Consider the following 26,911-nt stretch of genomic DNA (forward strand, 5'->3'; position numbering starts at 1 on the left):
GCGGGCCCCGTTTTGCATGCGGCGATGGCCGCCGGCCTCAGGCCGCCTGGTGGGTGCGGAACTGCTGGCCGCTGCGGTTGAGGCCGCTGACGATGGCCTTGAGGGAAGCGGTGACGATGTTGCCGTCAATGCCGACGCCGTAGAACTCCCGGCCGTCGCAGGCCATCTCGACGAAGGCGCAGGCCCGGGCCTCGCCGCCGTCCTGGCTCGGCGCCATGGAGCGCTCCTCGTAGCTGCGCACCTGGACCTGCATGCCGGCGCCGCGCAGGGCGTGGATGGCGGCATCGATGGGGCCGTTGCCTTCGCCGCTGAGCAGGTGGGCGGTGCCGTCGATGTCCACCGAGAGACGGATGCCCTGGGCGCTGCCGTGCTCGAACAGGTGGTGCTCCCGGTAATGCACCGGCGCCACCGGTTCCAGGTAGGTACGGCAGAAGAGCTGCCAGATGTCGGCGGCGGTGAGTTCGCTGCCGTGGCTGTCGGCATACTGCTGGACCACCCCGGAAAACTCCACCTGCAGGCGGCGCGGCATGACCACGCCGTACTCCGTCTCCAGCAGGTAGGCGATGCCGCCCTTGCCCGACTGGCTATTCACCCGGATCACGGAATCATAGCTGCGGCCCACGTCGGCGGGATCGATGGGGAGGTAGGGAACGTTCCACGGCGCATCCGCCTTTTGAGCGGAAAAACCCTTCTTGATGGCGTCCTGGTGGGAGCCGGAGAAGGCCGTGAAGACGAGATCACCCACATAGGGATGGCGCGGGTGAATGGGCAACTGGTTGCAGTGTTCGACGGTACGGGCGACGGCGTTGATGTCGGAAAAGTCGAGGCCGGGATGGACGCCCTGGGTGTACATGTTGAGGGCCACGGTGACGATGTCCACATTGCCGGTGCGCTCGCCGTTGCCGAAGAGGCAGCCCTCGACCCGGTCGGCGCCGGCCATGAGGCCCAACTCGGCGGCGGCCACGGCGGTGCCCCGGTCGTTGTGGGGATGGAGGCTGAGGATGACGCTGTCGCGGCGGGCCAGGTGGCGGTGCATCCACTCGATCTGGTCGGCGTAGATGTTGGGCGTGGCCATTTCCACCGTGGTCGGCAGGTTGAGGATCACCTTGTTGTCCGGGGTGGCGCCCCAGGCGGCGGTGACGGCGTCGCACACTTCCAGGGCGAAATCGAGTTCGGTGGCGGTGAAGGTTTCCGGGCTGTACTCGAGCACCACCTCGGTTTCCGGCATCTCGGCGGCCAACTGCTTGATCAGGGTGACGGCTTCCACCGCCATGGCCACCACCTCGGCCTTGCTCATGCCGAAGACGAAGTCGCGGAAGGGCTGGGAGGTGGCGTTATAGACATGGACGATGGCCCGGGGGGCACCCTTGATGGACTCCATGGTGCGGCGGATGAGGTGTTCCCGGGCCTGGGTGAGCACCTCGATGGTCACGTCCTGGGGGATGTGGCCGTCTTCGATGAGGCTGCGCACGAAATTGAAGTCGGTCTGGGAAGCGGAGGGGAAAGCCACCTCGATTTCCTTGAAGCCCACCTGGCAGAGGGTCTTGAACATGCGCATCTTCTTCTCGACATTCATCGGCTCGAAGAGGGACTGGTTGCCGTCCCGCAGGTCCGTGCTCATCCACATCGGCGGGGTAGTGATGACCCGGCTGGGCCACTGGCGGTCGGCGAGCTGCACCGGGGCGAAAGGCCGATATTTGCTAGACGGGTTGGACAACATGGCGGGCTCCTGAATGAATCAAACGATGGAGCAATGTTAGAGAATCCGGCCCCGCAGGTGCTTGCGTTCTTCAGCCCGAAAATGACATTTACAGCAATTTAATTGCGATAAATCACCTATTGAACAATAATAATTTCACACATTCACAAACCCTGGGAATTTTATGGAAATCGACCGCTACGACCGCCAGATCTTGCAGCTGCTACAGGAGGACGGACGCATCAGCAACCAGGACCTGGCCGACCGCATCGGCCTCTCCCCCTCCCCCTGCCTGCGCCGGGTGCGGGCCCTGGAGGAGGCGGGCCTCATCACCGGCTACCGGGCCCAGCTGGACGCGAAAAAGCTGGGCCTGTCCCTGATGGCCCTGATCGGCATTTCCATGGACCAGCACACGCCGGAGCGCTTCACCAATTTCGAGGCGGCCATCGCCCAGGTGCCCGAAGTCCTGGAATGCCTGCTCATCACCGGCCAGCAGTCCGACTACCAGCTGAAGGTGGCGGTGCAGGACATGGACGCCTACCAGGAGCTGCTGCTCAACCGCATCAACCGCATCGCCGGGGTCACCGGCGTCCATACCAGCTTCGTCCTGCGCCGGGTCATCGACCGCAACACCCTGGCCGTGGCCGCCTGAGGCCCTAGCCCCGCCCGGGGCAAAAAAGAAGGGGCCCGAGGGCCCCTTCTTTTTTTATCAATGGCTGCGGCGGCTAGGCCGGTGCAGCCAGGGGCAGCACCGTCACCGCCACCTCCAGCTCGTGGGCGCCGCCGCCCAGGATGACGCCGCGCATGGGGGAAACGTCGCCGAAGTCCCGGCCCCAGGCCAGGGTGATGTGGCGACTGTCGGGAATGAGGTCGTTGGTGGGGTCCAGATCCACCCAGCCCAGGCCGGGACAGAACAGGGAAACCCAGGCGTGGGAGGCGTCGGCCCCGATCAGCCGGGGGCTGCCCGGGGGCGGCTCGGTGAGCAGGTAGCCGCTGACGTAACGGGCCGGCAGGCCGAGGGAGCGCAGGCAGGCCAGCATGAGGTGGGCGAAGTCCTGGCAGACGCCCCGCTTCCGGGCCAGCACCTCGGCCACCGGGGTGGCGACGCTGGTGGCCTGGGGGTCGAATTCGAACTCGGCATGGATGCGCCCCATGAGGTCCCGGGCCGCCGCCAGCAGGCCCCGGCCGGGGGTGAAGGACGGCGCCGCATAGGCGGCGAAGGCGGGCCCCAGACTGACGAAGGGAGAGGGAAAGGCGAACTGCACCGCCTCCAGCAGTTCCGCCGGCGGCGGCAGGGCGCCCCGGTACACCAGGGCCTGGCGCCAGCCTTCCCAGGGCTGGCCCGGGGGCAGTTCGCCGGCAAAGCGGGGCAGCACCTCGATCTCGGTCTCGGCCCGCACCGTGAGGCTGTCGTGGGGACCGTCGAAGGCCAGCTGGGTGACCGGATTGCCGAAGGCGTCCCAGCGCTCCAGGCGCAGGGACGGCAGGGGCTCCACCTCCAGCCGGTGTTCCCGTACCGTCTGCCAGGGCAGGGGCCGGGGCGTCAGGTGCAGCAGCTGCTGGGAGAGGGCCACCGGGGCGCCGTAGCGGTATTCGGTGGCGTGGGTGATGCGGTAGGCCGCCGCCAGGAGCGCCTCCAGGGCCGGAACAGGATCGTGCAAGGGCATGTTCAGGCCGCCACCGTCTGATGGCTGACGTCGCCCACGTGGGTGAAGTAGCGCATGGCCAGGCGGTCGGAAAGCTCCCGCACCGCCGCCGCCAGGGCCCACAGCACGGCCGCCAGGTCCTCGCAGGCATTGCAGCCGATGCAGTCGCCGCAGACGTCGCCCTGGAAGCGGGAGAGGTCCACGCTGCGCAGGCGGGCCAACAGCAGTTCCAGGTCGTCGGTGAAGGGGGCGCCGGCCTCCCCGGCCCCGCCGCCCAGGGACTGTTGCAGGCGGCCTAGGTAGCGCCCCACCACCTGGGCCTGGAAGGCCACCGAGTGGGGGTTGTCCTCGTCCAGCACCAGGAGGTCGATCACCGGCAGCAGCTCGGGCTGGGAGAGGTAGCGGGAGCGGTAGGTGATGGTGCTGTCGGCCAGCTCCAGCAGCCACTCCAGGCCGCCCTGGCCCTGGGAGCGGTCCTTGCCCTCCAGGGCGAGGAAGCCGGCGATGGCCGAGGCCAGGAAGTGCAGCCGCTCCAGGCGGCGGCCCACCACGTGGAAACGCCAGCCGTCGTCCCGGGTCATGTTGTCCATGGTGAAGCCGGCCAGGGAGGCGCAGGAGAGCAGGGCCTGGTCGAGGCAGGCCAGGGTCTCGCCGGGCTCGGGCCGGCTTTCCTTGCTGGCCTGCATGTCGTGATTGAGACGGTTGATGGCGTGCCAGTGGTCCATGGAGAGGCGCTCCCGCACCTGAGTGGCGGACCATTGCAGGCGCTTCAGGCCCGCCGCCAGGCCGGTATCCCAGGCATCGTCGAAGACCGCCCGGGTCAGCCGCTCGGCCAGGGTCGGGGGCGGGGCCGGCGGCCGGGCCGCCGCCTGTTCCCCGGCCTCGTCCCGGGGCGGCAGCAGGCCCATGGCCTCGCCCACCGCCAGGGCCGCAAACAGCTCCGGCCCCGGCTCGCCGCCGGCGTCGATGAGCCGGGTCAGGGCCACCCGCAGGAAGCGGCTGGTGTGGTCGCAGCGTTCCGAATAGCGGCCCAGCCAGAAGAGGTTTTCCACCACCCGGGAAGAGAGGCTGCGACCGCCCCGCACCACGTCCCGGGCGCCGATGGAGGGTTTGAGCAGGCTGAAGGTGGACACCGGCTCGTCGGACAGCACCCAGGCGTCCTTGGAGGCGCCGCCCCGCTGCATGGAAATGACCCGGGCACCGGCACCGCCGGCCACCCGGGCGAGGCCGCCGGGCATCACCTGGTAGCCCTGGGGCGTGGCCACGGCATAGACCCGCAGCCCCGCCGGCCGGGCCAGCAGGCGCCGCTCGTGGCTGCGGCTCCAGGTGGGGGCCTGGGACAGCTGCACCAGCTCCTGGGCCACGTAGGCCTGGGGCTCGGCCTGCAGGCGGGCCAGCAGCTGCTCCCGCTGGGCACCCTTCAGGTCGGCGCCGAAAATGGGGTCGAAGCGGCGACCGGGGAAGGCCGCCTTGATCACCAGCTGGTCCAGGTGTTCGCTGGTGTATTTGAGGGCCGGCGCCTCGCCGCACCACCAGGTGGCCACCGAGGGCATCTGCAGGGGTTCCCCCAGGAGGCGCTCGCAGATGGCCGGGAGGAAGCCCGGCAACGCCCCCGACTCCACCACGCCGCTGCCCAGGGCATTGGCCACCAGCACCCGGCCGGCCCGCACCGCCTGCAGCAGGCCGGGCACGCCGAGGGCGGAATCGCCGCGCAGCTCCAGGGGGTCGCAGAAGTCGTCGTCCTGGCGGCGCAGGATGGCGTGCACCCGTTTCAGGCCGGTGAGGGTCTTGAGGAAGACGGTCTCGCCCCGCACCGTCAGGTCCGGCCCTTCCACCAGGGGGAAGCCCAGGTAGCGGGCCAGGTAGGCGTGCTCGAAGTAGGTTTCGTTGTAGGGCCCGGGCGTGAGCAGCACTATCAGGGGCGGCTCGCCGCCCTCGCCGCTGTCCGGGGCGTAGTGGGCCAGGCTCTCCTGGACGCTGCGGAAGAAGCCGGCCAGGTGCTCCACTTTCAGGTCGCGGAAGAGGTCGGGGAAGACCCGGGAGACGATCAACCGGTTTTCCAGGGAATAGCCGGCGCCGGAGGGGGCCTGGGTGCGGTCGGCGATGGCCCACCAGCGGCCGTCCGGCGAGCGGGCCAGGTCCACGGCGTAGAAATGGAGGAAGGTGTCGCCGGGCTGACGCACCTGGCGGCAGGGCCAGAGGAAACCGCCGTGGCCGTACACCAGGGCCGGCGGCAGCAGGCCCGAGGCCAGCAGGTCCTGGGGGCCGTAGAGGTCGGCCAGGACGGCGTTGAGCAGGGTGGCGCGCTGGGCCACGGCGGCGGCGAGCTGGCGCCACTCGTCGGCGGGGATGATCAGGGGCAGGGGGTCCAGTTCCCAGGGCCGGTCGGTGCCCTTGGGGTCGGCATAGACGTTGTAGGTGACGCCGTTTTCCTGGATGCGCCGCTGCACGAAGGCCAGGCGGGCCCGCATCTGCTCCGGCGAGGCGGCGTCCAGGTGGGAAAAGAAGGCTTGCCAGTGGGGACGCACCGCGCCGCCGGCGGCGAGCATTTCGTCGTAGCGGCCGGCGGAATCGGGATAGATGGAGAGAAGGGTGCGCGCCATGGCGTTCCGCAAAAAAGCGCGGCGGGGAAAAGGGGCGCCGCGCTGGTGGTTTTTTCCAGGGAGGGACTAGGGCCGGCCCTGGCGGCGCAAGTCTAGCGTAAACGGGAATTCCGGGTTCTGCAGCGGCGCCGCCTGGCCCCGGCCCGCCAGGGGACCCGGAGTGTGGCCCATGGGGAAGAAGCGGGCCAGGCGCCGGCTCTCGGCCTCGAAGGCATTGACCGGGAAGGCCTCGAAATTGCGCCCGCCCGGATGGGCCACGTGGTACTGGCAGCCGCCCAGGGAGCGGTCCATCCAGGTATCCACCAGGTCGAAGGTCAGGGGTGCATGGACACCGATGGTGGGATGCAGGCAGGCGGCCGGCTGCCAGGCCCGGTAGCGCACCCCGGCGACAAACTCGCCGACGGTGCCGGTGGGCTGCAGGGGCACGGCATGGCCGTTGCAGGTGAGGCGGTAGCGGTCCGGTGGCAGGCCCGTGACCTTGACCTGGAGCCGCTCCACGGAGGAATCCACATAGCGCACGGCGCCGCCGGCGGCGCCCTCCTCGCCCATGACGTGCCAGGGCTCCAGGGCGTGGCGCAGCTCCACGGCGACGCCGCGTACGGCGAAGTCACCGATGCGGGGGAAGCGGAATTCCAGGTGGGGCGCGAACCAGGCCGGATCGAAGGCGTAGCCCGCCGCCTGCATTTCCGTCACCACGTCGGCGAAATCCTGGGCGATGAAGTGGGGCAGCATGAAGCGGTCGTGCAGCTCCGTGCCCCAGCGGGCCAGCCGCTCCGGGGCGTAGGGACGGGCCCAGAAGCGGGCCACCAGGGCCCGCAGCAGCAGTTGCTGGGTCAGGCTCATGCGGGCGTGGGGCGGCATCTCGAAGGCCCGCAGTTCCAGGAGGCCCAGGCGCCCCGTGGGGCCGTCGGGGGAGAACAGCTTGTCGATGCAGAACTCGGCCCGGTGGGTGTTGCCGGTGACATCGATGAGCAGGTTGCGCAGCAGCCGGTCGGTGAGCCAGGGGGCGCCCCCCTCCCCCGGCGGCGGGAACTGGCGGAAGGCGGTCTCCAGCTCGTAGAGGCTGTCGTTGCGGGCCTCGTCCACCCGCGGTGCCTGGGAGGTGGGGCCGACGAAGAGGCCGGAGAAGAGGTAGGACAGGCTGGGGTGGTTGTGCCAGTAGGAGATGAGGCTGCGCAGCAGGTCGGGCCGGCGCAGGAAGGGGGAATCGGCCGGCGTGGCGCCGCCGAGGACGAAGTGGTTGCCGCCGCCGGTGCCGGTGTGGCGGCCGTCGAGCATGAACTTCTCGGTCGAGAGGCGGGTTTCCCGGGCCGCCTCGTAGAGGTGGCTGGTGCGCTCCACCAGTTCGTCCCAGGATTTGGCCGGGTGGATGTTCACCTCGATCACCCCCGGGTCCGGCGTCACCCGGAACACCTCCAGGCGCGGGTCCCGGGGCGGCTCGTAGCCTTCGAACATGACCGGCAGGCCTTGGGCCTCGGCGGTGGCTTCCACCGCCGCCAGCACTTCCAGGTAGTCCTCCAGACAGCCCACGGGGGGCATGAAAATGTAGAGCACGCCGTTACGGGGCTCGGCGCACATGGCGGTGCGGGTGATCCAGGCGGCGGATTGGTGATGCCCCGGGGCCCGCTCCCCACTTGCTTCTCCAGGCAGGCCACCCGGAGAAGCGCTTGCTGCCTGCCTGCCAGGCATGACCTTCGTGGGAATGCCCGGCACCTGCCGCCGCAGTTCGGCGTGGCGGGCCAGGGGCGCCCGGGGCGCCGCCGGGTCCGGCGGATTGAGGTAGGGGTAGTCGGACTGGCTGACCCAGGGCTGGGAATCCAGGGGCAGGCGGTAGCCCACCGGAGAGTCGCCGGGGATCAGGTAGCAGCGCTCGCTGCGCAGGAACCAGGAACCGCTCTGCCAGCGGCCGGCGGCCGTCTTGCCCAGGGGCAGCACCTGGCCCACGGCCTGCTCCAGGCCCCGGGTGAACACCTTGGCCAGGCGCGCCCGCTCCAGGGGATCGTCGAGGCGGGCGTCGAAGGGATCCACGTTGGCCGGCAGGCGCCGCTCCCGCCACAGGTAGTAGAAGGCGTCCTCGTAGGCGGGGAACACATGCTTTTCCTCCAGGCCCAGGCGCCGCGCCACTTCGCCGAGGAAGGCGCCGGCCCGGGCGGCATCGACGCCGTAGTCCCGGGACTCGTCGGCGTACAGCTCGGGCCGCTGCCACAGGGGCTCGCCGTCCTGGCGCCAGTAGCAGTTGAGGGACCAGCGGGGCAGCTGTTCCCCCGGATACCACTTGCCCTGGCCGAAATGCATGAAGCCCCGGGGGGCGTACTTCTGCCGCAGGCGGTGGAACAGGTCGGCCGCCAGCAGGCGCTTTTTCGGCCCCAGGGCCTCGGTGTTCCACTCGGCCCCGTCCGGGTCGTCCATGGAGACGAAGGTGGGCTCGCCGCCCATGGTCAGGCGCACGTCCCGGGCCGCCAGGTCGCTGTCCACCGTCTGCCCCAGGGCTTCGATGCGGGACCACTGTTCCTCGCTGTAGGGCTTGGTCACCCGGGGCGCTTCCCAGATGCGGGTAACGCCCATGGTGTGGCCGAACTCGCATTCGCACGGCTCCAGGGCGCCGCTGATGGGCGCCGCCGAGGAAGGCTCGGGGGAGGCGGCCAGGGGAATGTGCCCCTCGCCGGCGAAGAGGCCGGAGGTGGGGTCCAGGCCGATCCAGCCGGCGCCGGGCAGGTACACCTCGCACCAGGCGTGCAGGTCGGTGAAATCGGCTGCGGGACCGGAGGGACCGTCCAGGGATTTGACGTCGGCGGTGAGCTGGATCAGGTAGCCGGAAACGAAGCGGGCCGCCAGGCCCAGGTGGCGCAGCAGCTGGCAGAGCAGCCAGGCCGAGTCACGGCAGGAACCGGAGCCCTTGGCCAGGGTCTCTTCCGGCGTCTGCACCCCGGGCTCGAGGCGGATCAGGTAGGAAATGTCCCGGGCCAGGCGGGCGTTGAGGGCCACCAGGAAATCCACGCTGCGGCACTTCTCCCGGGAGATGGAAGCCAGATATGCCTGAAATTTCGGCGTCGCCGGCAGGGTGTACAGATAGGGTGCCAGTTCGTGCCGCTGCCAGGCCTCATAGGCGAAGGGCACCTCCTCCGCATAGGGTTCGAGGAAGAAGTCGAAGGGATTGATGACCGACATCTGGGCCACCAGATCCACCTCCACCCGGAACTCCCGGGTCTTCTCCGGGAAAACCAGGCGGGCCAGCCAGTTGGCCTGGGGGTCCTGCTGCCAGTTGATGAAGTGCTCTCCCGGCGTCACCTTGAGGGAATAGGAGAGGATGGGGGTGCGGCTGTGGGGCGCCGGACGCAGCCGGATCACCTGGGGCCCCAGGGCGATGGGCCGGTCGTAGCGGTAATGGGTGACGTGGTTCAGCGCGACGTGGATGGACACGGGGCGGCTCCGGGCGATGGGCGATAGCCGGATTTAGCAAGAGACGGGCCATGCCCCAGGACGGGTCACCCCCTGGAGAAGCGCATGGATACTGGGCCCCGGGCCGGCCGCCGGCCATCATCCGCACCATCCCGGAGCACATCTGCCCCTGGCGCACCAGGAACGGGAGCCCCAGCCCCCTGTTACAGCCCAGTTGCAGCATTTTCCCTGCGTGATAACCTCCCACCCTTCCGCATTTCAACCCAACACCCAGATGACCTCTCCCGCCTTCAGCACGCCCCGCGAATTCCTCGCCGAACTGAGCGAAAAATTCCAGGTTTTCCGCGACCACCTGCCCCTGGCCATCGGCATCAACCAGCAACTGGCCGCCCTGTATCCGGAAATCGACCCCAAGCTGCTGAAGGTGAGCCTGTTCCGCCACACCAACTCGGTCCGCTACCTGAAGAACATGGAGAAGGCCACCCAGCGCCACGACCTGCAGGGCAACGCCGCCGGCGAGGTGGCCGAGGAACACCGCCAGCACGCCGCCGAAGTGCTGAAGGAACGCTTCAAGAAACAGGCCGAACAACGCCGCGCCGAAGCCGCCGCCAAGAAGGCCGAAGAAGATGCCAAGAAGGCGGAAGCCCAGCGCGCCGCCAAGCTCACCGCCCTGGCCGAAAAATTCGGCCGCAAATAAACAGGAAAACCGCCATGGCCACCAAAGCCCCCGTCAAAGCCGCCACCGCCGCCAAGCCCGCCAGCAAGCCCGTCGCCAAAGCCGCCGTCAAACCGGCAGCGAAGCCCGCAGCCAAGCCCGTGGCCAAAGCTGCTGCCAAACCCGTGGCCAAGCCGGCAGCGAAGCCGGTCGTCGCCAAGCCGGCCGCCAGCACCAAGCCCGCCACCAAGCCCGTTGCTGCCGCCAAGCCGGCAACCAAAAGCGCCGCGCCCCAGCGCCTGCTGGGTGCCGCCGACCTGATGGGCGCCCTGGACCTGGCCGACGAGTTCTACGCCATCGCCTACAACATCGAGACCTCCCTGCTCAACGGCGGCGCCGTGCCGGGCCAGGACTACACCCGCCTGGACCTCTACCAGCTGGCCCAGCCCTTCGTCCTGGAACTGTTCAAGGGCAACGAGAAGTTCTCCTACGTCTATCCGGCGGTGGAAGTGAACAAGCCCTGAGCCGTTTCCCGGCCCAAGCAAAAGGCGCCCGCGGGCGCCTTTTTTGTTGCCTGCCGGCCCGCTCCCGGCCTCAGTCCCAGGCCGGGTCGGGCAGTTCGGCGAAGACCTGGCGCAGGCGCTCGCCCCATTGGGTGCGGATCTGGTTGAAGTAGGGATCGTCGGCGCCGATCTTGATCTGGTGGGTGACCTTGAAGTCCCCCCTCTCGTAGACCAGCAGGTCCAGGGGCAGGCCCACGGAGAGGTTGGAGCGGATGGTGGAATCCATGGAGATGAGGGCGCATTTGGAGGCCTCCTCCAGGCTGGTGGCCTTTTTCACCACCCGGTCGATGATGGGCTTGCCGTACTTGGATTCGCCGATCTGGAAATAGGGCGTGTCGTGGGTCGCCTCGATGAAGTTGCCGGCGGCGTAGATCTGGAACAGGCGCGGCTCCTCGCCGTGGATGTGGCCGCCGAGGATAAAGGCGGCGGCGAAATCGACGCCGAATTCCTTGAGGGCCGCCGCATCCCGCTGGTGCACCTCGCGCAGGGCGTCGCCCACCAGGCGCGCCGCCTCGAACAGGTTGGGGGCGTTGTAGAGATTGGGCTTGTCAGTGGCCGCCAGGTGCTCGTTCAGCACATTGACCACGGACTGGCTGATGGAGAGGTTGCCCGAGGTCATCAGCACCAGCATGCGCTCCCCCGGGCGCTCCCACACGGTCATCTTGCGGAAGGTGTTGATGTGGTCCACCCCGGCGTTGGTGCGGGAATCGGAAAGGAAGACCAGGCCGGCATCGAGCCGCATTGCCACGCAGTAAGTCATGTCGTCGTCGCTGTTTTTATGATGGTGAAAAAAGGCCGGCGGCAGCTGCCGCCGGCGCCTCCCCGACTGGTGCGCCTCAGGCCGGCACCAGGAAGTCCTGGGAGATGCGGTTGCCCAGGTCGTAGATGTCGTCCATGAACTCGGTCAGGTACTCGTGCAGGCCATCCTCCAGCACGTCGTCGATGCGGCCGTAGTGCAGGCGCGAATGCAGCAGGCCGGCCCGGCGCAGGGTCTCGCTGGACTGGCGGTTGCCCACCAGGCCCAGCAGGTGATTCACCTTGTCCAGGCAGTGGTGCAGGGAACGGGGCATGTCCATGCGCAGGATCAGCAGCTCCGCCACCCGGGCCGGGGTGATGACGTCCCGGTACACCTTGCGGTACACCTCGAAGGCGGAAAGGGAGCGCAGCAGGGCACCCCACTGGTAGAAGTCGGTGACACCGCCTTCCTCCCCTTCACCGTTGGGCTGCAGGAAGTGGTATTTCACGTCCAGGATGCGGGCCGTGTTGTCGGCCCGTTCCAGGAGGCCACCCATGCGGATGAAGTGGGCCGCCTCGTCCTGCAACAGGGTGCCGAAGGTGACGCCCCGGGTCAGGGCCGAACGCAGCTTGACCCATTCGAAGAACTCGGTGATGCCGCCAGCCATGATCTGCTCGAAGCTCTGGGCCCGCAGGTCGATCCAGGCGGCGTTGATGGTCTCCCACATTTCCGTGGTGAGGGTGCCGCGCACGGCGTGGGCGTTTTCCCGGGCCGCCCGCAGGCAGCTGTAGATGGAGGAGAAGTTGCTTTCGTCCCGCACCATGAAGCGCAGCACATTTTCCGCGCTGGGCTCGCCGTAGGCCTTGGCGAAGGGCTCTTCCAGGCTGTTGAGGACGATGATGGCGTTCCAGTTCTGGTTCGCCGCTTCCGGCGACTGGGGCACCAGGGACATCTGGTAGGTGACGTCCAGCAGGCGGGCCAGGTTCTCGGCCCGCTCGATGTAGCGGGCCATCCAGTAGAGGTGATCGGCGGTACGACTGAGCATATGCGGCTCCTTATTTATTAGCCACAGAGGACACAGAGATCACAGAGGGACAAGCTCGCAGCAGATAGGCCTTGCCTAGAAAAATTGGCTTGGTCATGCAATCGCATTTTCTCTGTGTTCTCTGTGCCCTCTGTGGCAAAGCTTTTCATTCCAGCACCCAGGTGTCCTTGGTGCCGCCGCCCTGGGAGGAGTTCACCACCAGGGAGCCTTCCTGCAGGGCCACCCGGGTGAGGCCGCCGGGGACCATGGTCACTTCCTTGCCGGAGAGGACGAAGGGGCGCAGGTCGATGTGGCGCGGCGCCACGCCCGATTCGACGAAGGTGGGGCAGGTGGACAGGGCCAGGGTGGGCTGGGCGATGTACTTTTCCGGGTTGGCGACAAGACGCCGGCGGAAGTCCTCGATCTCGGCCTGGGTGGAGGCCGGCCCCACCAGCATGCCGTAGCCGCCGGCGCCATGGACTTCCTTCACCACCAGCTCCGGCAGGTGGGCCAGGGTGTAGGCCAGGTCGTCGGGCTTGCGGCACATGTAGGTGGGCACGTTGTTGAGGATGGGCTCCTCCCCCAGGTAGAAGCGCACCATCTCCGGCACATAGGGGTAGATGGACTTGTCGTCGGCCACCCCGGTGCCCACCGCATTGGCCAGGGTCACCTTGCCGGCCCGGTAGGCCTGCAGGATGCCGGGCACGCCGAGCATGGAGTCGGCGCGGAAAACCTGCGGGTCGATGAAGTCGTCGTCGATGCGGCGATAGATCACATCCACCCGCTGGGGGCCCTGGGTGGTGCGCATGTAGACCGTGTCGTTATCGACGAAAAGGTCCCGCCCTTCCACCAGTTCCACCCCCATCTGCTGGGCCAGGAAGGTGTGCTCGAAGTAGGCGCTGTTGTAGGCCCCCGGAGTCAGCACCACCACCGTGGGATCGGAGACGCCGTTGGGAGCGGAGGCCCGCAGGGTCTCCAGCAGCAGGTCCGGGTAATGCTCCACCGGAGCCACCTTGTGCTTGGAGAACAGCTCGGGGAAGAGCCGCATCATCATCTTGCGGTCTTCCAGCATGTAGGAGACGCCGGAGGGCACCCGCAGGTTGTCTTCCAGCACGTAGAACTCGCCGGCCCCGGCCCGCACCAGATCCACGCCGGCGATGTGGGCATAGATGCCGGCCGGCACGTCCACCCCGCGCATGATGGGACGGAACTGGGCGTTGCCCTCCACCTGCTCCCGGGGAATGCGCCCGGCCTTGAGGATTTCCTGGTCGTGGTAGATGTCGTGGAGGAACAGGTTGAGAGCCTTGACCCGCTGCTTGAGGCCGGCCTTGAGGGCCTTCCATTCATCTGCCGGGATGACCCGGGGAATGATGTCGAAGGGGATCAGCCGCTCGGTGCCGGCCTCCTCGCCATAGACGGCGAAGGTGATGCCGACGCGGCGGAAGGCGATGTCGGCCTCGGCCCGCTTGCGGGCGATGCGTTCGTCAGGGGTTTCGGAAAGCCAGCGCCGGTAGGTCTGGTAGTGGGAGCGGACGGCGCCGTCGGCACCGTTCATTTCGTCGAAGAAGCTGGGCTTGTTCATGATGGTCGCGCCATGAGGAAGGGCGACAATCAAATAGCAGGGGTTGTGCCAGGATCATAATCGCTTGATCCTTAAAGGACTTCCGGGGAATTGGCGGAAGCGGCGCCAGAAAACGGTGCCACCATGCACCATGGGCAGAAGCTGGCGCACCAATTTGAAGCAGAAAAGTGTGATTTCCTTCACGGCATGGCTGGTGACGGAAATATAATGCGCACTTCATGTTTCATATAGTTTGGACAATCCCATGCTTGATCAACTTTCCCTGCGTACCCGACTCCTGGCGGTGGTGCTGGTGGCGCTCCTGGGGGTCCTGGCACTGGCGGCCATCGCCGCCTTCAATACCCGCTCCCTCATGCTGGATGAGAGAAAAGGCCAGATTCGCGCCATCACCCAGGGCGCCTACAACGTGGTCGCCTACTATCAAAGCCAGGAAGCCGCCGGCAACCTCAGCCGCGACGAGGCCCAGGCCCACGCCAAGGCGGCCGTGCGGCAGATCCGCTTCAACGGCCCCGACGGCAAGAGCGACTATTTCTACATCTGGACCCCCGACGGCATCAGCGTCATGCATGCCCTGAAGCCGGAATGGGAAGGCAAGCCCATGGGCGACCAGGTGAAGGACGGCAGCGGCAAGCTGATCATCCGGGAACTGGCAAGCCTGCTGCAGAACCAGGCCACCACCTACATGGACACCCAGTTCGTCAAGAAGGCGGGCGATCCCACCATGTATCCCAAGGTGCTCTACGCCCAGAAATTCCCGGCCTGGGACTGGATCATCGGCACCGGCGTCTATATCGACGAAGTGGACCGGGAGTTCCAGCAAACCCTGATCTACCAGGGCCTGCTGGCCCTGGTGGTGCTGGCCCTGATCGGCAGCATCTGCTACCTGGTGACCCGCAGCGTGCTCAAGCAGATCGGCGGCGAACCTGCCGCCGCCACGGCCATCATGCAGCAGGTGGCCGGCGGCAACCTGCATGCGGCCATCGGCCAGACCCAGCCCGGCAGCCTGCTCCATGCCCTGAGCCAGATGGTGCTCTCCCTGCGCCAGATGCTCACCGAAATCCGCCAGGACGCGGAAACCCTGGCCAGCAACTCCCAGGCGATCAGCTCCGCCTCCAGCCAGCTGGCCGACACCACCGGTGCCCAGGCCGATGCCACCTCCTCCATGGCCGCCGCCATTGAACAGCTGACGGTCAGTTCCAGCCACATTTCCGACAGCGCCGAGGAGACCCAGGGGGATTCCCACAAAGCCGTGGATCTCTCCAAACAGGGCCGGGAACGGGCAGAGCAGGCCGCCGAGGCCATGCAGCGCATCGCTGCCACGGTATCCGAAGGCTCCACCCGCATCCGCACCCTGGATCAGCAGGCCAACCAGATTTCCTCCATTGCCGGCGTGATCAAGGACATCGCCGGGCAAACCAATCTGCTGGCCCTCAACGCCGCCATCGAGGCGGCCCGGGCCGGCGAGGCGGGCCGCGGTTTCGCCGTGGTCGCCGACGAGGTGCGCAAGCTGGCGGAGCGGACCTCCTCCGCCACCATCGAAATCGAGCAGATGATCGCCAGCATCCAGAGCGAGACCAACAATGCGGTGCAGTCCATGGACGACGCCCTGCCCCAGGTGGAACAGGGGGTCAGCCTGGCCCAGGCGGCGGCCGAATCCCTGGCCAATATCGAGGCCGGCGCCCTGCGCACCCTGGAGCACATCCAGGAAGTGGCCAATGCCATCCGCGAACAGAGCGCCGCCAGCACCTCCATCGCCCAGCGCGTCGAAGCCATTGCCCAGACGGTGGAAGAAACCAGCACCACCATGAACAACACCATGACCTCTGCCCAGGACCTGGAACGGGTGGCCCACAACCTGAAGGGCCTGGTGAACCGCTTCCAGACCTGAGGCCGGCAACGCCCAATGAAAAAAGCCCGGAGCTTCGGCCCCGGGCTTTTTTTTGTGTACCTCGTCGACCGGCTTAGCGCCCGGGCTGGAACTGGAAGTAGGCGATGAGGTTGCGCAGTTCGCCGGCGGTGGCCAGCAGCTGCTGCACATTGCGCTCCGCCTCGCCGATGGCGGCGGCGTTTTCCTCGATCAGGGCGGCGATCTCGGAGACGCTCATGGCCACGTCCTGGCTGGCCTGGGACTGCTGCACCGTGGCCTGGGCAATGTGGCGCGCCATCTCGTCGATGTGCTGCCCGTCCTGGACCACTTCGGCCAGGCTGACCCCGGTCTCGCCCATGGCCTCGTCGTTGTGCCCCACCTGGGCGCCGGCGGATTCGATGCTGCCGACGGCGCTTTCGGTGATTTTCTGGATCTCCGTCACCATTTCGGCGATTTCGGCAGTCTGCAGGCGGGTGCGCTCGGCCAGCTTGCGCACCTCGTCGGCCACCACGGCGAAACCGCGGCCAGCCTCGCCGGCCCGGGCCGCCTCGATGGCGGCATTGAGGGCGATGAGGTTGGTCTGGTCGGCTATCTCCTGGATACCCTGGGTCACCACACCGATACGGTTGAGGGACTGGAACAGGGTGGCCATGGTGTTGGAGGCGGTATCCACCGCCGAGACCACGGCCCGGGATGCCTCCCGGCCCTGGATCATCCGCTGCTCCACCCCGGCGATACGCTCCCGGGTAGTGCCAACGGCGCTGGCCGTCTCCTGGGCATCGGCCGAGACCTGCTCCACCGTGGCGCTCATCTCTTCCATGGAGGCGGCAATGCGGCTCACCGAGTCGGACTGGGACTCGGACTGGGAGGAGACGCTGGACATCTCCAGGTTGAGCTGGGTGGTGTTGCCGCTGACCCGGTTCGCCGCTTCGGCGATCTCCGCCAGCATGACCTTGAGGTGGGCCTGGGTGGTGAGCAGGGAATCCTGCAGCTTGCCCACCTCGTCCAGACGGTCGTGCCACAGATCTTCCGACAGGTCGCCCTGGGCGACCCGGTCCAGGCTGGTGTTGGTGGCATCGATGGCGCGGAAGATACCTTGCTGCAGACCGATCTGCACGGCCCCGGCAGCCAAGCCGGTGATGCTCAGTATCTGCACCAGGGCGACAATGTTCTCGGCGGAGAAGCCGATGCCGCTGCCGAACCAGACGCCGATGCCGGTCAGCAGCTGGGCTGCCATGACGAACAGGGTGAGGCCGGCCATTTTCTTGCGCAGACTGACCTTGCGCCAACTGCCCGGCCGGGGAATGGCGGTGCCACTTTTGCCCAACTCGGCGTAGAGAGCCTCGGCGGACTGCACCTGGGCCCGGGAGGGCTCGGTACGCACCGACATGTAGCCAATGGTCTGGCCCTTCTGCCGCACCGGCACCACCAGAGCATCGACCCAATAATGGTCGCCGTTCTTGCAACGATTCTTGACGATGCCTCTCCAGGGACGGCCTTCCTTCACCGAGGTCCACAGGTCGGCAAAGGCAGCCGGTGGCATGTCTGGGTGGCGCACCAGATTGTGGTTCTTGCCGATCAGTTCATCCCGATTGAAACCGCTCAGTTCAACGAAGGTATCGTTGGCGTAGGTGATGATCCCCTTCAGATCGGTTTTGGAAACGATGTACTTGCCCTTGATGAAGGGCGCTTCAACTTGTGTGACGGGAAGATTGTTTTTCATGTTTCCCTGATACTCCCTGAGAGCCACTCTCATTTGGATGGCCTCGCGATGTTATCTCAACTTCATTACATTTGCCCTTAGCATGAATCACAGATCGTGCCCGGTAGACGAAAAAAAGCCCGACGGGATGGCTCCCGCCGGGCTTTTCAGCCTAAGCCGTTGTTTTAGATGCGTTCGTAGATGGTGGTGATACCCTGGCCGCCGCCGATGCACATGGTGGCCATGCCGTAACGGGCACCGGTACGCTGCATTTCATGCAACAACTTGGTGACAATGACGCCGCCGGTTGCACCAACCGGGTGCCCCAGGGCAATGGCGCCGCCATTGACGTTGGTCTTGGCGGGGTCCAGGCCCAGGCCCTTGGCCACGGCCAGGGACTGGGCGGCAAAGGCTTCGTTGGACTCGACCAGGTCGATCTGGTCCAGGGTCAGGCCGGCCTTCTGCAGGGCCAGCTTGGAGGACGGGATCGGACCTTCGCCCATGATTTCGTTGGGCACGCCGGCGATGGCGTAGGACACCAGGCGGGCGATGGGCTTGTGACCTGCAGCGGCGGCCTTGGCGGCATCGGCCAGCACCAGGAAGGCAGCGGCGTCATTGATGCCGGAAGCGTTGCCGGCGGTGACGGAACCGTCCTTCTTGAAGGCGGCCTTCATCTTGGCCAGGGCCTCCATGGTGGTGGCGCGGGGATGCTCGTCGGTATCGAAGACCACGTCGCCCTTCTTGGTCTGGAAGGTGATGGGCACGATCTGGCTCTTGAAGCGGCCTTCGGCGATGGCCTTGGCGGCGCGGTTCTGGGATTCCAGGGCGAAGGCGTCCTGCTCTTCCCGGGTCAGGCCCCACTTGGTCACCAGATTTTCGGCGGTGATGCCCATGTGGCCGACGCCGAAGGGGTCGGTGAGGACGGAGACCATGGCGTCGATGGCCTTGGTGTCGCCCATGCGGGCGCCGGAGCGCAGGGCCGGCAGCAGGTAGGCGCCGCGGGACATGACTTCGACGCCGCCGCCGATGGCGTAGTCGGCGTCACCCAGCATGATGGCCTGGGCGGAGGAGACGATGGCCTGCATGGCGGAACCGCACAGGCGGTTCACGGCGAAGGCCACGGAATCCATGGACATGCCGCCCTGGATGGTGGCTAGGCGGGCGACGTAGGCGTAGCGGGTTTCGGTGGGGATACAGTTGCCGACGGTGGCAAAGGTCACGGCCTTGGGGTCCACACCGGCACGGGCAATGGCTTCCTTGACGACCAGACCACCCAGCTCGGCGGGCTCCATGCCAGCCAGGGAACCGCCAAAACCACCCACAGCGGAACGAACGGCGGACAGAACTACGATTTCCTTGCTCATGAGCATCTCCTTGTTATAACTGACTTATCAACCCACCCAAGTGGCGAGCCCGATCAACAGCAACAGCAACAGCCACAGCACCAGGGCCCGCCAAACCAGGCCCACCGTGCTCTGCATGAAATCCACATCGGCTTCTTCGCCGACCCCCAGTTCGGCCCGGTCGGTGACCTCACCGCCTTCCACCAGGGGCTGGCCGAGACGCACGCCGAGGGCACCGGCACCGCTGGACAGCACGATGCCCAACTCGTGGTCAGCCCACTGGCCGGCCTGGGTGCGCCAGCAATAGACCGCATCCTCAAAATCGCCGACCACGGCGAAGGCGGCAGCGGTGGCCCGCAGGGGCAGCCAGTCGATGATGGCAAAGATTTGTTGCGAAAATTTGCCAAAGTCGCCGAATTCTTCATCCTGCCGCTGGCCCCAGCGCTCGGCCAGAATGCCGGCGAGGCGGTACAGCACCGCACCGCAGGGACCGGGAAGCAGGACGAAACAGAGGATCACCGCAAAAACATGGCGATGGGAAGCGGCCAGGGCCTCCTCGATGGCCAGGCGGGCCACCTCGCTGGACGACAGCCCTTCGGCGGAACGGCCCCGCCATTCGGCCAGAAGCTGTCGGGCCCGGGGCACGTCGCCCATGCGCAGGGCCAGGTGAATGTCGGTGAAATGGTGGCTGAACTGGCGGAAGCCCATGGTCAGATACAGCACCAGGACGTTCCAGGCCCACCCCAGCAGCGGCGTCACAGCGCAGAGCAGGTAATAGATGCCGGCCGCCAGCAGCACCGGCGGCAGCACGGCGGCCAGCCAGGCGATCAGGCCATGCCGCGAGTCGCCGGCGTTGAGGCGCGACTCCAGGAAGTCGGCATAGCGACCCACCGGTTCCAGCAAAAGGCGATTGGGTAGCGGCCGGAACTGTTCGAGGAACAGGGCCGCGATCAGGGAAAAAAGGCTCATCCCGAACTTGAGGCGCGATGTTGATCGGAAGCAGGGAGCCGCCTGGCAGGTGGCTCGGCGCGGAAACCACGCAACCGCCAAATGCTTTGCCAGCGCCCCTGTCGGAGAAGGTCCAAGATAACACATTTCGCCCCGGCCTGCAGATGACAGCCGGGAGCGGCAGGCATCCTACAGCGGTGTCGCCGGGTAGCCGAGACGGTCGGCCAGGGAGACGATCATGCCGGCGGTGGCGCCCCAGATGAAGTAGTCGCCATAGGGCATGGCGAAATAGTGGCGCAGCCGCCCCCGCCACTCCCGGGAGTGGCGCTGGCGATTGGCCGGGTCCAAGAGGAAGGCCAGGGGTACTTCGAAAACTTCGGCCACCTCGAAGGGGTCGGGCCGCAGGGTGAAGGGCGGGCGCACCAGGCCCACCACCGGGGTGACGCGAAAGCCAGTGCTGGTGCGGTACTCCGGCAGGTAGCCGAGCACTTCCACCAGCTCCGGGGACATGCCGATCTCTTCCTCGGTCTCCCGCAGGGCGGTGTGGATGGGGGACTGGTCCACCTCCTCCACCCGGCCGCCGGGAAAGCTGACCTGGCCGCCATGGTCCCGCAGGTGGGAGGTGCGCTGGGTCAGCAGCACCGTGGGATGGCTCTCCCGCAGCACGATGGGAAAGAGGACAGCAGCCGGCGTCAGGGTTTCGTTGCCGATGCCGTCTTCCAGGATCGGCGGGGCCGCCAGGGGTTCGGCGGAAAGGCTGGCACGGAGGCGCTCCAGGTCCACCACGCCGGCCGGACCGTCAATGGGTTTCAGCACCGCTTTCCTCGATCTCGGCACTGACGGCCTGCAGGGCGTCCTGCAGGGTTTCTTCCGGCAGGCGGTTGATGTGGGTTGCCACCAGATCGGCGGCCTCCACGGCGCCGACCGGCAGGCGCTTGCTGTCCAGGCCGGCGATGAGGCTGGCGGCGGCACCGACGATCTGCAGCAGCAAGTGACGCTCGCCCATGAGCAGTTCCAGTTCTTCGCGCAACAGGGCGATTTCCTGATCACGTTGGGGCATTGGGGGTTCCTCCAGGGGGAATCAATAACGTTTTTTTAGAATCATGCGCTGCCCGTCCCGCTGCATTTCCATGCGGTTGAGAAAACTCATGCCGAGCAGGGCGATGGGCATGTCACTCTCGTGCACCAGGCCATCCACATCGGTCAGGGTGACGTCGCCGATGCGCACGGTGGACAGAAGTACCTTATACACCCGCGCCGTGCCGTTGGCTGTCTGGGTATAACCGACCTGGGCATTGCGCAGGTCGAGGCCCAGACGGCGGGCATCGGACGCGCCGATGGAAACCATGGTAGCACCCGTGTCCACCAGGAAGCGGATGGTGCCGCCGTTGATGTTGCCGGTGGCGTAGAAATGGCCGCTGGCATCGGAAGACAGGGTCAGGGTGGGGGTGCGGTCGGAAGATTGCTGGGAGACGACGCTCTGGCCCACCCGCAGGGTGCGCCGCTTGCCGTCCACCTCGATGATGGCGGCACCGTCCTCCACCGCCACCAGCTTCACGCCCTGCTCCGTCTTCTGGCCCACGGCCACGCCCTTGGGCGGGGCGCCGTCGATGACCAGCAGGGCCTTGTTGGGAAAGACGCCGGCAATGCCGACTTCGACAGCCTGCAGGGGCGCTGCCAGCAAAAGACATAGGCATGACAGCCAGCCCAGACTAGAATGCCCCGTCGCCATCCTTCCGCCCCATTTCCCTGCCATGCGTCCCGTTGCCATTTTTCGCCATACTCCGACAGAAGGTCCGGGCTATTTTGCCACATTCCTGGAAGGCCACGGCATCGCCTGGGAGCTGATCCCCGTGGATGCCGGCGCCCCCGTGCCGGCCTCGCCGGAGGCCTATGCCGGCCTCTGTTTCATGGGTGGCCCCATGAGCGTGAACGACCCCCTGCCCTGGATCGACCATACCTGTGCCCTGATCCGCAGCGCCGTCGCTGCCGGCATCCCGGTGCTGGGGCACTGCCTCGGCGGCCAGCTCATGGCCAAAGCCCTGGGCGGCCAGGTAACGCCGAATCCAATCAAGGAAATCGGCTGGGGCACGGCCCGCATCGAGGAGGGTGAAATTCCCGGCCACTGGTTCAACGGCCTGGGGGGCGAAGTCACCGTTTTCCAGTGGCACGGCGAAACTTTCTCCCTGCCGCCCCAGGCCGTGCGCCTGCTCACCAACGATTTCTGCGCCAACCAGATGTTCGCCCTGGGGCCCCACCTGGCCATGCAGTGCCATGTGGAAATGACGCCGGAGCTGATCGCCACCTGGAGCAGCGACTGGGCGGACGAAGCCCGGGCCGCCGCCCGGCATCCTGCCGGCCAGACGCCCGAGCAGATGGTGGCCGAAATCGAATGGCGCCTGCCCGCCATGCGGCAGCTGGCCGACCGCCTGTACGGGGCCTGGATCGCCAACCTGCGCCGCTGACAGGACTACGGCAAAAGAAAACGGCGCCCGCGGGCGCCGTTTTTCATGCAGGCGGAGAATGCCGGTTCAGTCGCGGAAATTGCCGTACTTGATGGGGAAGTCGGTGATGGACTTCTTCACCAGGGCAATGGTTTCCTGCAGCACATCGCGCTTGGCGCCGGTGACGCGCACCGTGTCGCCCTGGATGGCAGCCTGCACCTTGAGCTTGGAGTCCTTCACCAGCTTGACGATCTTCTTCGCCAGCTCGCTCTCGATGCCGATCTTGATCTTCAGGTCCTGCTTCACCTTGTCGCCGGAGACCTTCTGCACGGCCTGCTGGTCCAGGCGCTTGACGCAGTCCGGCTCCTTCTTTTCCATTTCGGGAAAGAGGATGGTCTTGATCTGGTCGAGCTGGAAGTCGGAGTCGCCGTAGACCGTGATGACCTTGTCCTTCTCGTTGAGCTCCACCTTGGCGGTGGTGCCCTTGAAGTCGTGGCGGCCGACGATCTTCTTGCCGGTGGCATCGACGGCGTTCTTCAGCGCCACCATGTCCACTTCAGAGGAAAAATCGAAAGACGGCATGACAATCCTCGCTTAACCGAAGTAGCAGACGTAGTGGTAGGGCTCGCCGGTCACTTCGATGTCGAAGCTGGAATTGCCCGGCACGTTGAAGGACTCACCGGCACCGGAGGTCTTCCATTCCGTCTCGCCCTTGAGGCGATAGCGGCAGGCACCGGCCACGGTTTCCATGACTTCGGGAGCGCCGGTGTTGAAGGTCAGGCTGGCGGGCAGGATCACGCCCACGGTCTTCTTGGAGCCGTCGGCGAAAATCACGGTGTGGCTGACGCACTTGCCGTCGAAGTAGACGTTGGCAGCCTTGACCACGGAAACATTATCGAATTGAGACATCAGATTCCCCACAATTTCTGGATGAAGGTCTTGGAGATGAAGCCGAGCATCCCCAGAGACAGCACGAAAAACAGGACGAAGGTACCGACCTTGCCGGCCTTGGACTTGTAGGCCAGCTCGCCGATGATGAACAGCATGTAGAGGATGAAAGCCCCGATCCCGAAAGTGACGCCGAATTCGGAGATCTGGGCTTCCGTAAAGCCGAAGAGGGTGCTTTCCACCAAACCCTCCGCTTAACCCTTGCGTGCCTTCAGGTTGGCGGCGATGCGCATGCGCAGGGCGTTGAGCTTGATGAAGCCGCCCGCATCCTTCTGGTCGTAGGCGCCGGCATCGTCCTCGAAGGTGGCGATGGTCGGGTCGAACAGTGAGTCGGTCTTGGAATCGCGGCCCACGACGATGACGTTGCCCTTGTACAGCTTGAGGCGAACGGTACCGTTCACGGTCTGCTGGGTGTGGTCGATCAGGGTCTGCAGGGCCTTGCGCTCGGGCGCCCACCAGTAGCCGTTGTACACCAGGCTGGCGTAGCGGGGCATGAGGTCGTCCTTGAGGTGGGCGACTTCCCGGTCCAGGGTGATGGATTCGATGGCGCGGTGGGCGCGCAGCAGGATGGTGCCCCCCGGGGTTTCATAGCAGCCGCGGGACTTCATGCCGACGTAGCGGTTTTCCACCAGGTCCAGGCGGCCGATGCCGTGCTTGCCGCCCAGCTCGTTGAGCTTGGCCAGCAGTTCGTGGGCCTTCATCTTCTGGCCGTTGATGGCCACCAGGTCGCCCTGGACGAATTCCAGATCCAGGTATTCGGCGGCATCGGGAGCGTTCTCCGGGGAGACGGTCCAGCGCCACATGTCTTCCTCGGCCTCGGCGGCGGGGTTCTCCAGGTGACGGCCTTCGTAGGAGATGTGCAGCAGGTTGGCGTCCATGGAGTAGGGAGAACCGCCCTGCTTGTGCTTCATTTCCACAGGGATGCCGTGCTGCTCGGCATAGGCCAGCAGCTTCTCGCGGGACAGCAGGTCCCATTCGCGCCAGGGGGCGATGACCTTGACGCCGGGCTTGAGGGCGTAGGCGCCCAGCTCGAAGCGCACCTGGTCGTTGCCCTTGCCGGTGGCGCCGTGGGAGATGGCATCGGCACCGGTCAGGTTGGTGATCTCGATCAGGCGCTTGGCGATCAGGGGGCGGGCGATGGAGGTGCCCAGCAGGTACTCGCCTTCATAGACGGTGTTGGCGCGGAACATGGGGAAGACGAAGTCGCGCACGAACTCTTCGCGCAGGTCGTCGATGAAAATGTTCTCGGGCTTGATGCCGAACTTCAGGGCCTTGGTGCGGGCCGGTTCCAGTTCCTCGCCCTGGCCCAGGTCGGCGGTGAAGGTCACCACTTCGCACTGGTAGGTATCCTGCAGCCACTTGAGGATGACGGAGGTGTCGAGGCCGCCGGAGTAGGCGAGAACCACTTTCTTGATGTCGCTCATGATGCTTCCCTGCAAAGATTAAGAATTGACGCGGCCCAGGAGCAGATACTCCATCAGGGCCTTCTGGGTGTGCAGCCGGTTCTCCGCCTCATCCCAGACTGCGGACTGGGGACCGTCGATCACTTCGGCGGTCACTTCCTCGCCACGGTGGGCCGGCAGGCAATGGAGGAAAATGGCGTCGGACTTGGCGATACGCATCATGTCGCCATCGACCTGCCAGTCGGCGAAGTCCTTCAGGCGTTCCTCGTTTTCAGCTTCGAAACCCATGGAGGTCCACACGTCGGTGGTGACGATGTCGGCCCCCTTGGCCGCTTCCATGGGATCGCTAAATTGCTCGAAATTGGCGGTGCCGTAGAGGCCCGCCCGTTCCGCTTCCACCTCGTAGCCCGGGGGCGTGGAGACGTGGACGTTGAAGTCCAGCACTTCGGCCGCCTGCAGCCAGGTGTTGCAGACATTGTTGGAATCGCCGATCCAGGCCACGGTCTTGCCCTGGATGGGGCCCCGGTGCTCGATGTAGGTAAAGATGTCGGCCATGATCTGGCACGGGTGGTATTCGTTGGTCAGGCCGTTGATCACCGGCACCCGGGAGTTGGCAGCGAAGCGCTCGATGATCTCCTGCTCGAAGGTTCGGATCATGACGATGTCGCTCATGCGGGAGATGACCTGGGCCGCATCTTCCACCGGCTCCCCGCGGCCCAGCTGGGAATCGCGGGTGTTGAGGTAGATGGCGGAACCGCCCAGCTGCTGCATGCCGGCCTCGAAGGAGAGGCGGGTACGGGTGCTGGCCTTCTCGAAAATCATCACCAGGGTGCGGTCGGTCAGGGGCCAGTACTGCTTGTAGTTCTTGAACTGGTCCTTGATCCAGCGGGTGCGCGCGAACAGGTAGTCGAACTCTTCCCGGGTGAAATCCTTGAACTGCAGAAAATGCTTGATTGACGACATAGTGGTCTCCCCTCCCCGACTGCCTCAGGCCGTCAGGAACTCCTTGATCAGGGCGGCCAGGCGCTGCACCAGCTCCTGGGTATCCGCCGCGCTGAAAGTCAATGCAGGCAACAGGCGCACCACCTTCTCGGCGGTGACGTTGATCAGCAGGCCGGCCTCCAGGCCCTTGGCCACCAGTTCGCCGCAGGGGCGGTCCAGCTCGATGCCCAGCATCAGGCCCTTGCCGCGAATCTCCACCAGGCCGCCGACACCGGCCAGGGCTTCGCTGAGCCCGCGACGGATGGCCTCGCCCTGGGCCACGGCGTTTTCCCGCAGCTTTTCTTCCTCGATGCAGGCGATGGTGGTCAGGGCCGCGGCACAGGCCAGCGGATTGCCGCCGAAGGTGGAGCCGTGGTTGCCCGGCTTGAACAGGCCGGCAGCCTTGCCCGCGGTCATGCAGGCGCCGATGGGCACACCGGAGCCCAGGCCTTTGGCCAGGGTGGCCACGTCGGGCAGGATGCCGGCATGCTGGAAGCCGAACCAGGTGCCGGTACGGCCCATGCCGCACTGCACTTCGTCGCACATCAGGAGCCAGTCCTTCTCGTCGCACAAGCTGCGCAGGCCGCGCTGGAATTCCGGATCGGCCACATGGATGCCGCCTTCGCCCTGCACCATTTCCAGCAGCACGGCCACCACATTGGGATTCAGCTCGGCGGCGGCGCGGATGGCGTCCAGGTCGTTGTACGGCACCCGCACGAAACCGGAGACCAGGGGCTCGAAGCCGGCCTGGGCCTTGCGGTTGCCGGTGGCCGACAGGGTCGCCAGGGTGCGGCCGTGAAAGGCTTTTTCCATGACGATGATGACCGGCGCATCGACGCCCTTCTGATGGCCGAAGAAGCGGGCCAGCTTGATGGCGGCCTCGTTGGCCTCGCAACCGGAGTTGCAGAAAAAGACCTCTTCCATGCGGGAAAGCCCGGCCAGACGATCGGCAAGCTCCTCCTGCAGGGGAATCCGGTATAGATTGGAGGTGTGCAGCACCCGAGCCGCCTGGCTGGCGATGGCATTGACCAGCTTGGGATGGTTGTGACCCAGGGTATTGACGGCGATGCCGGACAGGGCGTCCAGATAACACTTGCCGTCGGTATCGTAGATCCGGTTCCCCTCGCCATGGCTGAAAGCCACCGGCAGGCGGGCGTAGGTATTCATCAGGTGGGGCATGACCTTGCCTTGAAGTGACGGGCGAGGGGCGCGAGAATGACAAACGGCGGCCAGTGCCGCCGCCGTGGCGCCCCCGTACCCGGTGCTGTGCTGTAGTGAAAAGCCCAGAAATACGGGGTTGCTAAAGGTTGAATACTAAGCGAAAAACGCCGCCTTGTATAGGCGACACCCGGCCCGAGAGTGCCGTAA

Annotated in this window: 24 protein-coding genes; 5 read left to right on the forward strand and 19 right to left on the reverse strand. The window is 66.2% G+C overall.

Annotation, left to right across the window (positions count from 1 at the left end; all coding sequences use genetic code 11):
- Positions 1 to 37 precede the first annotated feature (37 nt).
- Positions 38 to 1,720: a 2-isopropylmalate synthase gene (gene leuA, locus AC3QLZ_RS05130; RefSeq protein WP_205229953.1), complete on the reverse strand. Its 1,683-nt coding sequence runs from the start codon at positions 1,718 to 1,720 to the stop codon at positions 38 to 40.
- A gap of 163 nt (positions 1,721 to 1,883) precedes the next feature.
- On the opposite strand from leuA, the gene AC3QLZ_RS05135 reads away from it, so the two are divergent.
- On the forward strand, positions 1,884 to 2,351 hold the full coding sequence (locus AC3QLZ_RS05135) for an Lrp/AsnC family transcriptional regulator (RefSeq protein WP_014238240.1): 468 nt from the start codon (positions 1,884 to 1,886) through the stop codon (positions 2,349 to 2,351).
- A gap of 73 nt (positions 2,352 to 2,424) precedes the next feature.
- On the opposite strand, the gene AC3QLZ_RS05140 is transcribed toward AC3QLZ_RS05135, so the two are convergent.
- From AC3QLZ_RS05140 to AC3QLZ_RS05150, 3 genes are all read right to left on the reverse strand, one after another.
- A complete protein-coding gene (locus tag AC3QLZ_RS05140; RefSeq protein WP_287873800.1) occupies positions 2,425 to 3,366 on the reverse strand; it encodes a transglutaminase family protein in 942 nt (313 codons plus the stop codon).
- 2 nt (positions 3,367 to 3,368) lie between these two features.
- Complete coding sequence (locus AC3QLZ_RS05145) at positions 3,369 to 5,948, reverse strand: circularly permuted type 2 ATP-grasp protein (RefSeq protein WP_014238242.1); 2,580 nt, start codon at positions 5,946 to 5,948, stop codon at positions 3,369 to 3,371.
- A 66-nt stretch (positions 5,949 to 6,014) separates the two neighbouring features.
- A complete protein-coding gene (locus AC3QLZ_RS05150) occupies positions 6,015 to 9,368 on the reverse strand; it encodes a transglutaminase family protein (RefSeq protein WP_492783448.1) in 3,354 nt (1,117 codons plus the stop codon).
- 253 nt (positions 9,369 to 9,621) lie between these two features.
- On the opposite strand from AC3QLZ_RS05150, the gene AC3QLZ_RS05155 reads away from it, so the two are divergent.
- Both AC3QLZ_RS05155 and AC3QLZ_RS05160 read left to right on the forward strand, forming a co-directional pair.
- Positions 9,622 to 10,044 (forward strand): ProQ/FINO family protein, encoded by a 423-nt coding sequence (locus AC3QLZ_RS05155; RefSeq protein WP_152088854.1) that lies wholly within the window; start codon positions 9,622 to 9,624, stop codon positions 10,042 to 10,044.
- Positions 10,045 to 10,058: 14 nt separating this feature from the next.
- Entirely contained in the window at positions 10,059 to 10,526 is a 468-nt protein-coding gene (locus tag AC3QLZ_RS05160; RefSeq protein WP_287873803.1) for a hypothetical protein, read from the forward strand.
- A gap of 70 nt (positions 10,527 to 10,596) precedes the next feature.
- Here the strand turns inward: AC3QLZ_RS05160 and AC3QLZ_RS05165 are convergent, their stop codons facing one another.
- From AC3QLZ_RS05165 to AC3QLZ_RS05175, 3 genes are all read right to left on the reverse strand, one after another.
- The gene (locus AC3QLZ_RS05165) at positions 10,597 to 11,325 is read right to left on the reverse strand and encodes a proteasome-type protease (protein WP_130458871.1); all 729 of its coding nucleotides are present in this window, start codon (positions 11,323 to 11,325) and stop codon (positions 10,597 to 10,599) included.
- A gap of 76 nt (positions 11,326 to 11,401) precedes the next feature.
- Positions 11,402 to 12,346: an alpha-E domain-containing protein gene (locus AC3QLZ_RS05170; protein WP_014238247.1), complete on the reverse strand. Its 945-nt coding sequence runs from the start codon at positions 12,344 to 12,346 to the stop codon at positions 11,402 to 11,404.
- A gap of 145 nt (positions 12,347 to 12,491) precedes the next feature.
- Positions 12,492 to 13,907: a circularly permuted type 2 ATP-grasp protein gene (locus AC3QLZ_RS05175; protein ID WP_172974662.1), complete on the reverse strand. Its 1,416-nt coding sequence runs from the start codon at positions 13,905 to 13,907 to the stop codon at positions 12,492 to 12,494.
- Between the two features lie 244 nt (positions 13,908 to 14,151).
- Between AC3QLZ_RS05175 and AC3QLZ_RS05180 the strand changes: the two genes are divergently transcribed.
- Positions 14,152 to 15,795: a methyl-accepting chemotaxis protein gene (locus AC3QLZ_RS05180; protein WP_014238249.1), complete on the forward strand. Its 1,644-nt coding sequence runs from the start codon at positions 14,152 to 14,154 to the stop codon at positions 15,793 to 15,795.
- 73 nt (positions 15,796 to 15,868) lie between these two features.
- Here AC3QLZ_RS05180 and AC3QLZ_RS05185 read toward each other — a convergent pair whose 3' ends face one another.
- The 6 genes from AC3QLZ_RS05185 to AC3QLZ_RS05210 all read right to left on the reverse strand — a co-directional run bounded on the left by AC3QLZ_RS05185 (position 15,869) and on the right by AC3QLZ_RS05210 (position 21,451).
- The gene (locus AC3QLZ_RS05185; RefSeq protein ID WP_492783449.1) at positions 15,869 to 17,497 is read right to left on the reverse strand and encodes a methyl-accepting chemotaxis protein; all 1,629 of its coding nucleotides are present in this window, start codon (positions 17,495 to 17,497) and stop codon (positions 15,869 to 15,871) included.
- A 164-nt stretch (positions 17,498 to 17,661) separates the two neighbouring features.
- Entirely contained in the window at positions 17,662 to 18,840 is a 1,179-nt protein-coding gene (locus AC3QLZ_RS05190; RefSeq protein ID WP_014238251.1) for an acetyl-CoA C-acyltransferase family protein, read from the reverse strand.
- 27 nt (positions 18,841 to 18,867) lie between these two features.
- Positions 18,868 to 19,788 carry a CobD/CbiB family protein gene (locus AC3QLZ_RS05195; protein WP_014238252.1) on the reverse strand — a complete coding sequence of 307 codons (921 nt, stop codon included), beginning with the start codon at positions 19,786 to 19,788 and terminating at the stop codon, positions 18,868 to 18,870.
- 168 nt (positions 19,789 to 19,956) lie between these two features.
- Positions 19,957 to 20,583: a CoA pyrophosphatase gene (locus AC3QLZ_RS05200; RefSeq protein WP_014238253.1), complete on the reverse strand. Its 627-nt coding sequence runs from the start codon at positions 20,581 to 20,583 to the stop codon at positions 19,957 to 19,959.
- Positions 20,567 to 20,827, reverse strand: coding sequence for a hypothetical protein (locus AC3QLZ_RS05205; protein WP_014238254.1), 261 nt, complete (start codon positions 20,825 to 20,827; stop codon positions 20,567 to 20,569). The genes AC3QLZ_RS05200 and AC3QLZ_RS05205 overlap by 17 nt, the downstream gene beginning before the upstream one ends.
- A gap of 21 nt (positions 20,828 to 20,848) precedes the next feature.
- The gene (locus tag AC3QLZ_RS05210) at positions 20,849 to 21,451 is read right to left on the reverse strand and encodes a retropepsin-like aspartic protease family protein (protein WP_492783450.1); all 603 of its coding nucleotides are present in this window, start codon (positions 21,449 to 21,451) and stop codon (positions 20,849 to 20,851) included.
- Positions 21,452 to 21,521: 70 nt separating this feature from the next.
- On the opposite strand from AC3QLZ_RS05210, the gene AC3QLZ_RS05215 reads away from it, so the two are divergent.
- Entirely contained in the window at positions 21,522 to 22,232 is a 711-nt protein-coding gene (locus AC3QLZ_RS05215) for a type 1 glutamine amidotransferase (RefSeq protein WP_416244060.1), read from the forward strand.
- 66 nt (positions 22,233 to 22,298) lie between these two features.
- Here the strand turns inward: AC3QLZ_RS05215 and AC3QLZ_RS05220 are convergent, their stop codons facing one another.
- From AC3QLZ_RS05220 to AC3QLZ_RS05245, 6 genes are read right to left on the reverse strand one after another with little or no spacing between them, the layout of a single operon-like run.
- Positions 22,299 to 22,793 carry a YajQ family cyclic di-GMP-binding protein gene (locus AC3QLZ_RS05220; protein ID WP_130458877.1) on the reverse strand — a complete coding sequence of 165 codons (495 nt, stop codon included), beginning with the start codon at positions 22,791 to 22,793 and terminating at the stop codon, positions 22,299 to 22,301.
- Positions 22,794 to 22,805: 12 nt separating this feature from the next.
- Positions 22,806 to 23,120: a pyrimidine/purine nucleoside phosphorylase gene (gene ppnP / locus AC3QLZ_RS05225; RefSeq protein ID WP_014238258.1), complete on the reverse strand. Its 315-nt coding sequence runs from the start codon at positions 23,118 to 23,120 to the stop codon at positions 22,806 to 22,808.
- Positions 23,120 to 23,341, reverse strand: a complete 222-nt coding sequence (locus AC3QLZ_RS05230; protein WP_014238259.1) for a DUF2788 domain-containing protein — start codon at positions 23,339 to 23,341, stop codon at positions 23,120 to 23,122. Before AC3QLZ_RS05230 ends, ppnP begins: the two co-directional genes overlap by 1 nt.
- 12 nt (positions 23,342 to 23,353) lie before the next feature.
- Positions 23,354 to 24,583, reverse strand: a complete 1,230-nt coding sequence (locus AC3QLZ_RS05235; protein WP_130458878.1) for an argininosuccinate synthase — start codon at positions 24,581 to 24,583, stop codon at positions 23,354 to 23,356.
- 18 nt (positions 24,584 to 24,601) lie between these two features.
- Entirely contained in the window at positions 24,602 to 25,525 is a 924-nt protein-coding gene (gene argF, locus AC3QLZ_RS05240) for an ornithine carbamoyltransferase (protein WP_014238261.1), read from the reverse strand.
- Positions 25,526 to 25,549: 24 nt separating this feature from the next.
- Entirely contained in the window at positions 25,550 to 26,722 is a 1,173-nt protein-coding gene (locus AC3QLZ_RS05245; protein WP_014238262.1) for an aspartate aminotransferase family protein, read from the reverse strand.
- Between the last annotated feature and the right edge of the window lie 189 nt (positions 26,723 to 26,911).

The sequence above is a fragment of the Azospira sp. MPR-LB4 genome (assembly GCF_058809525.1).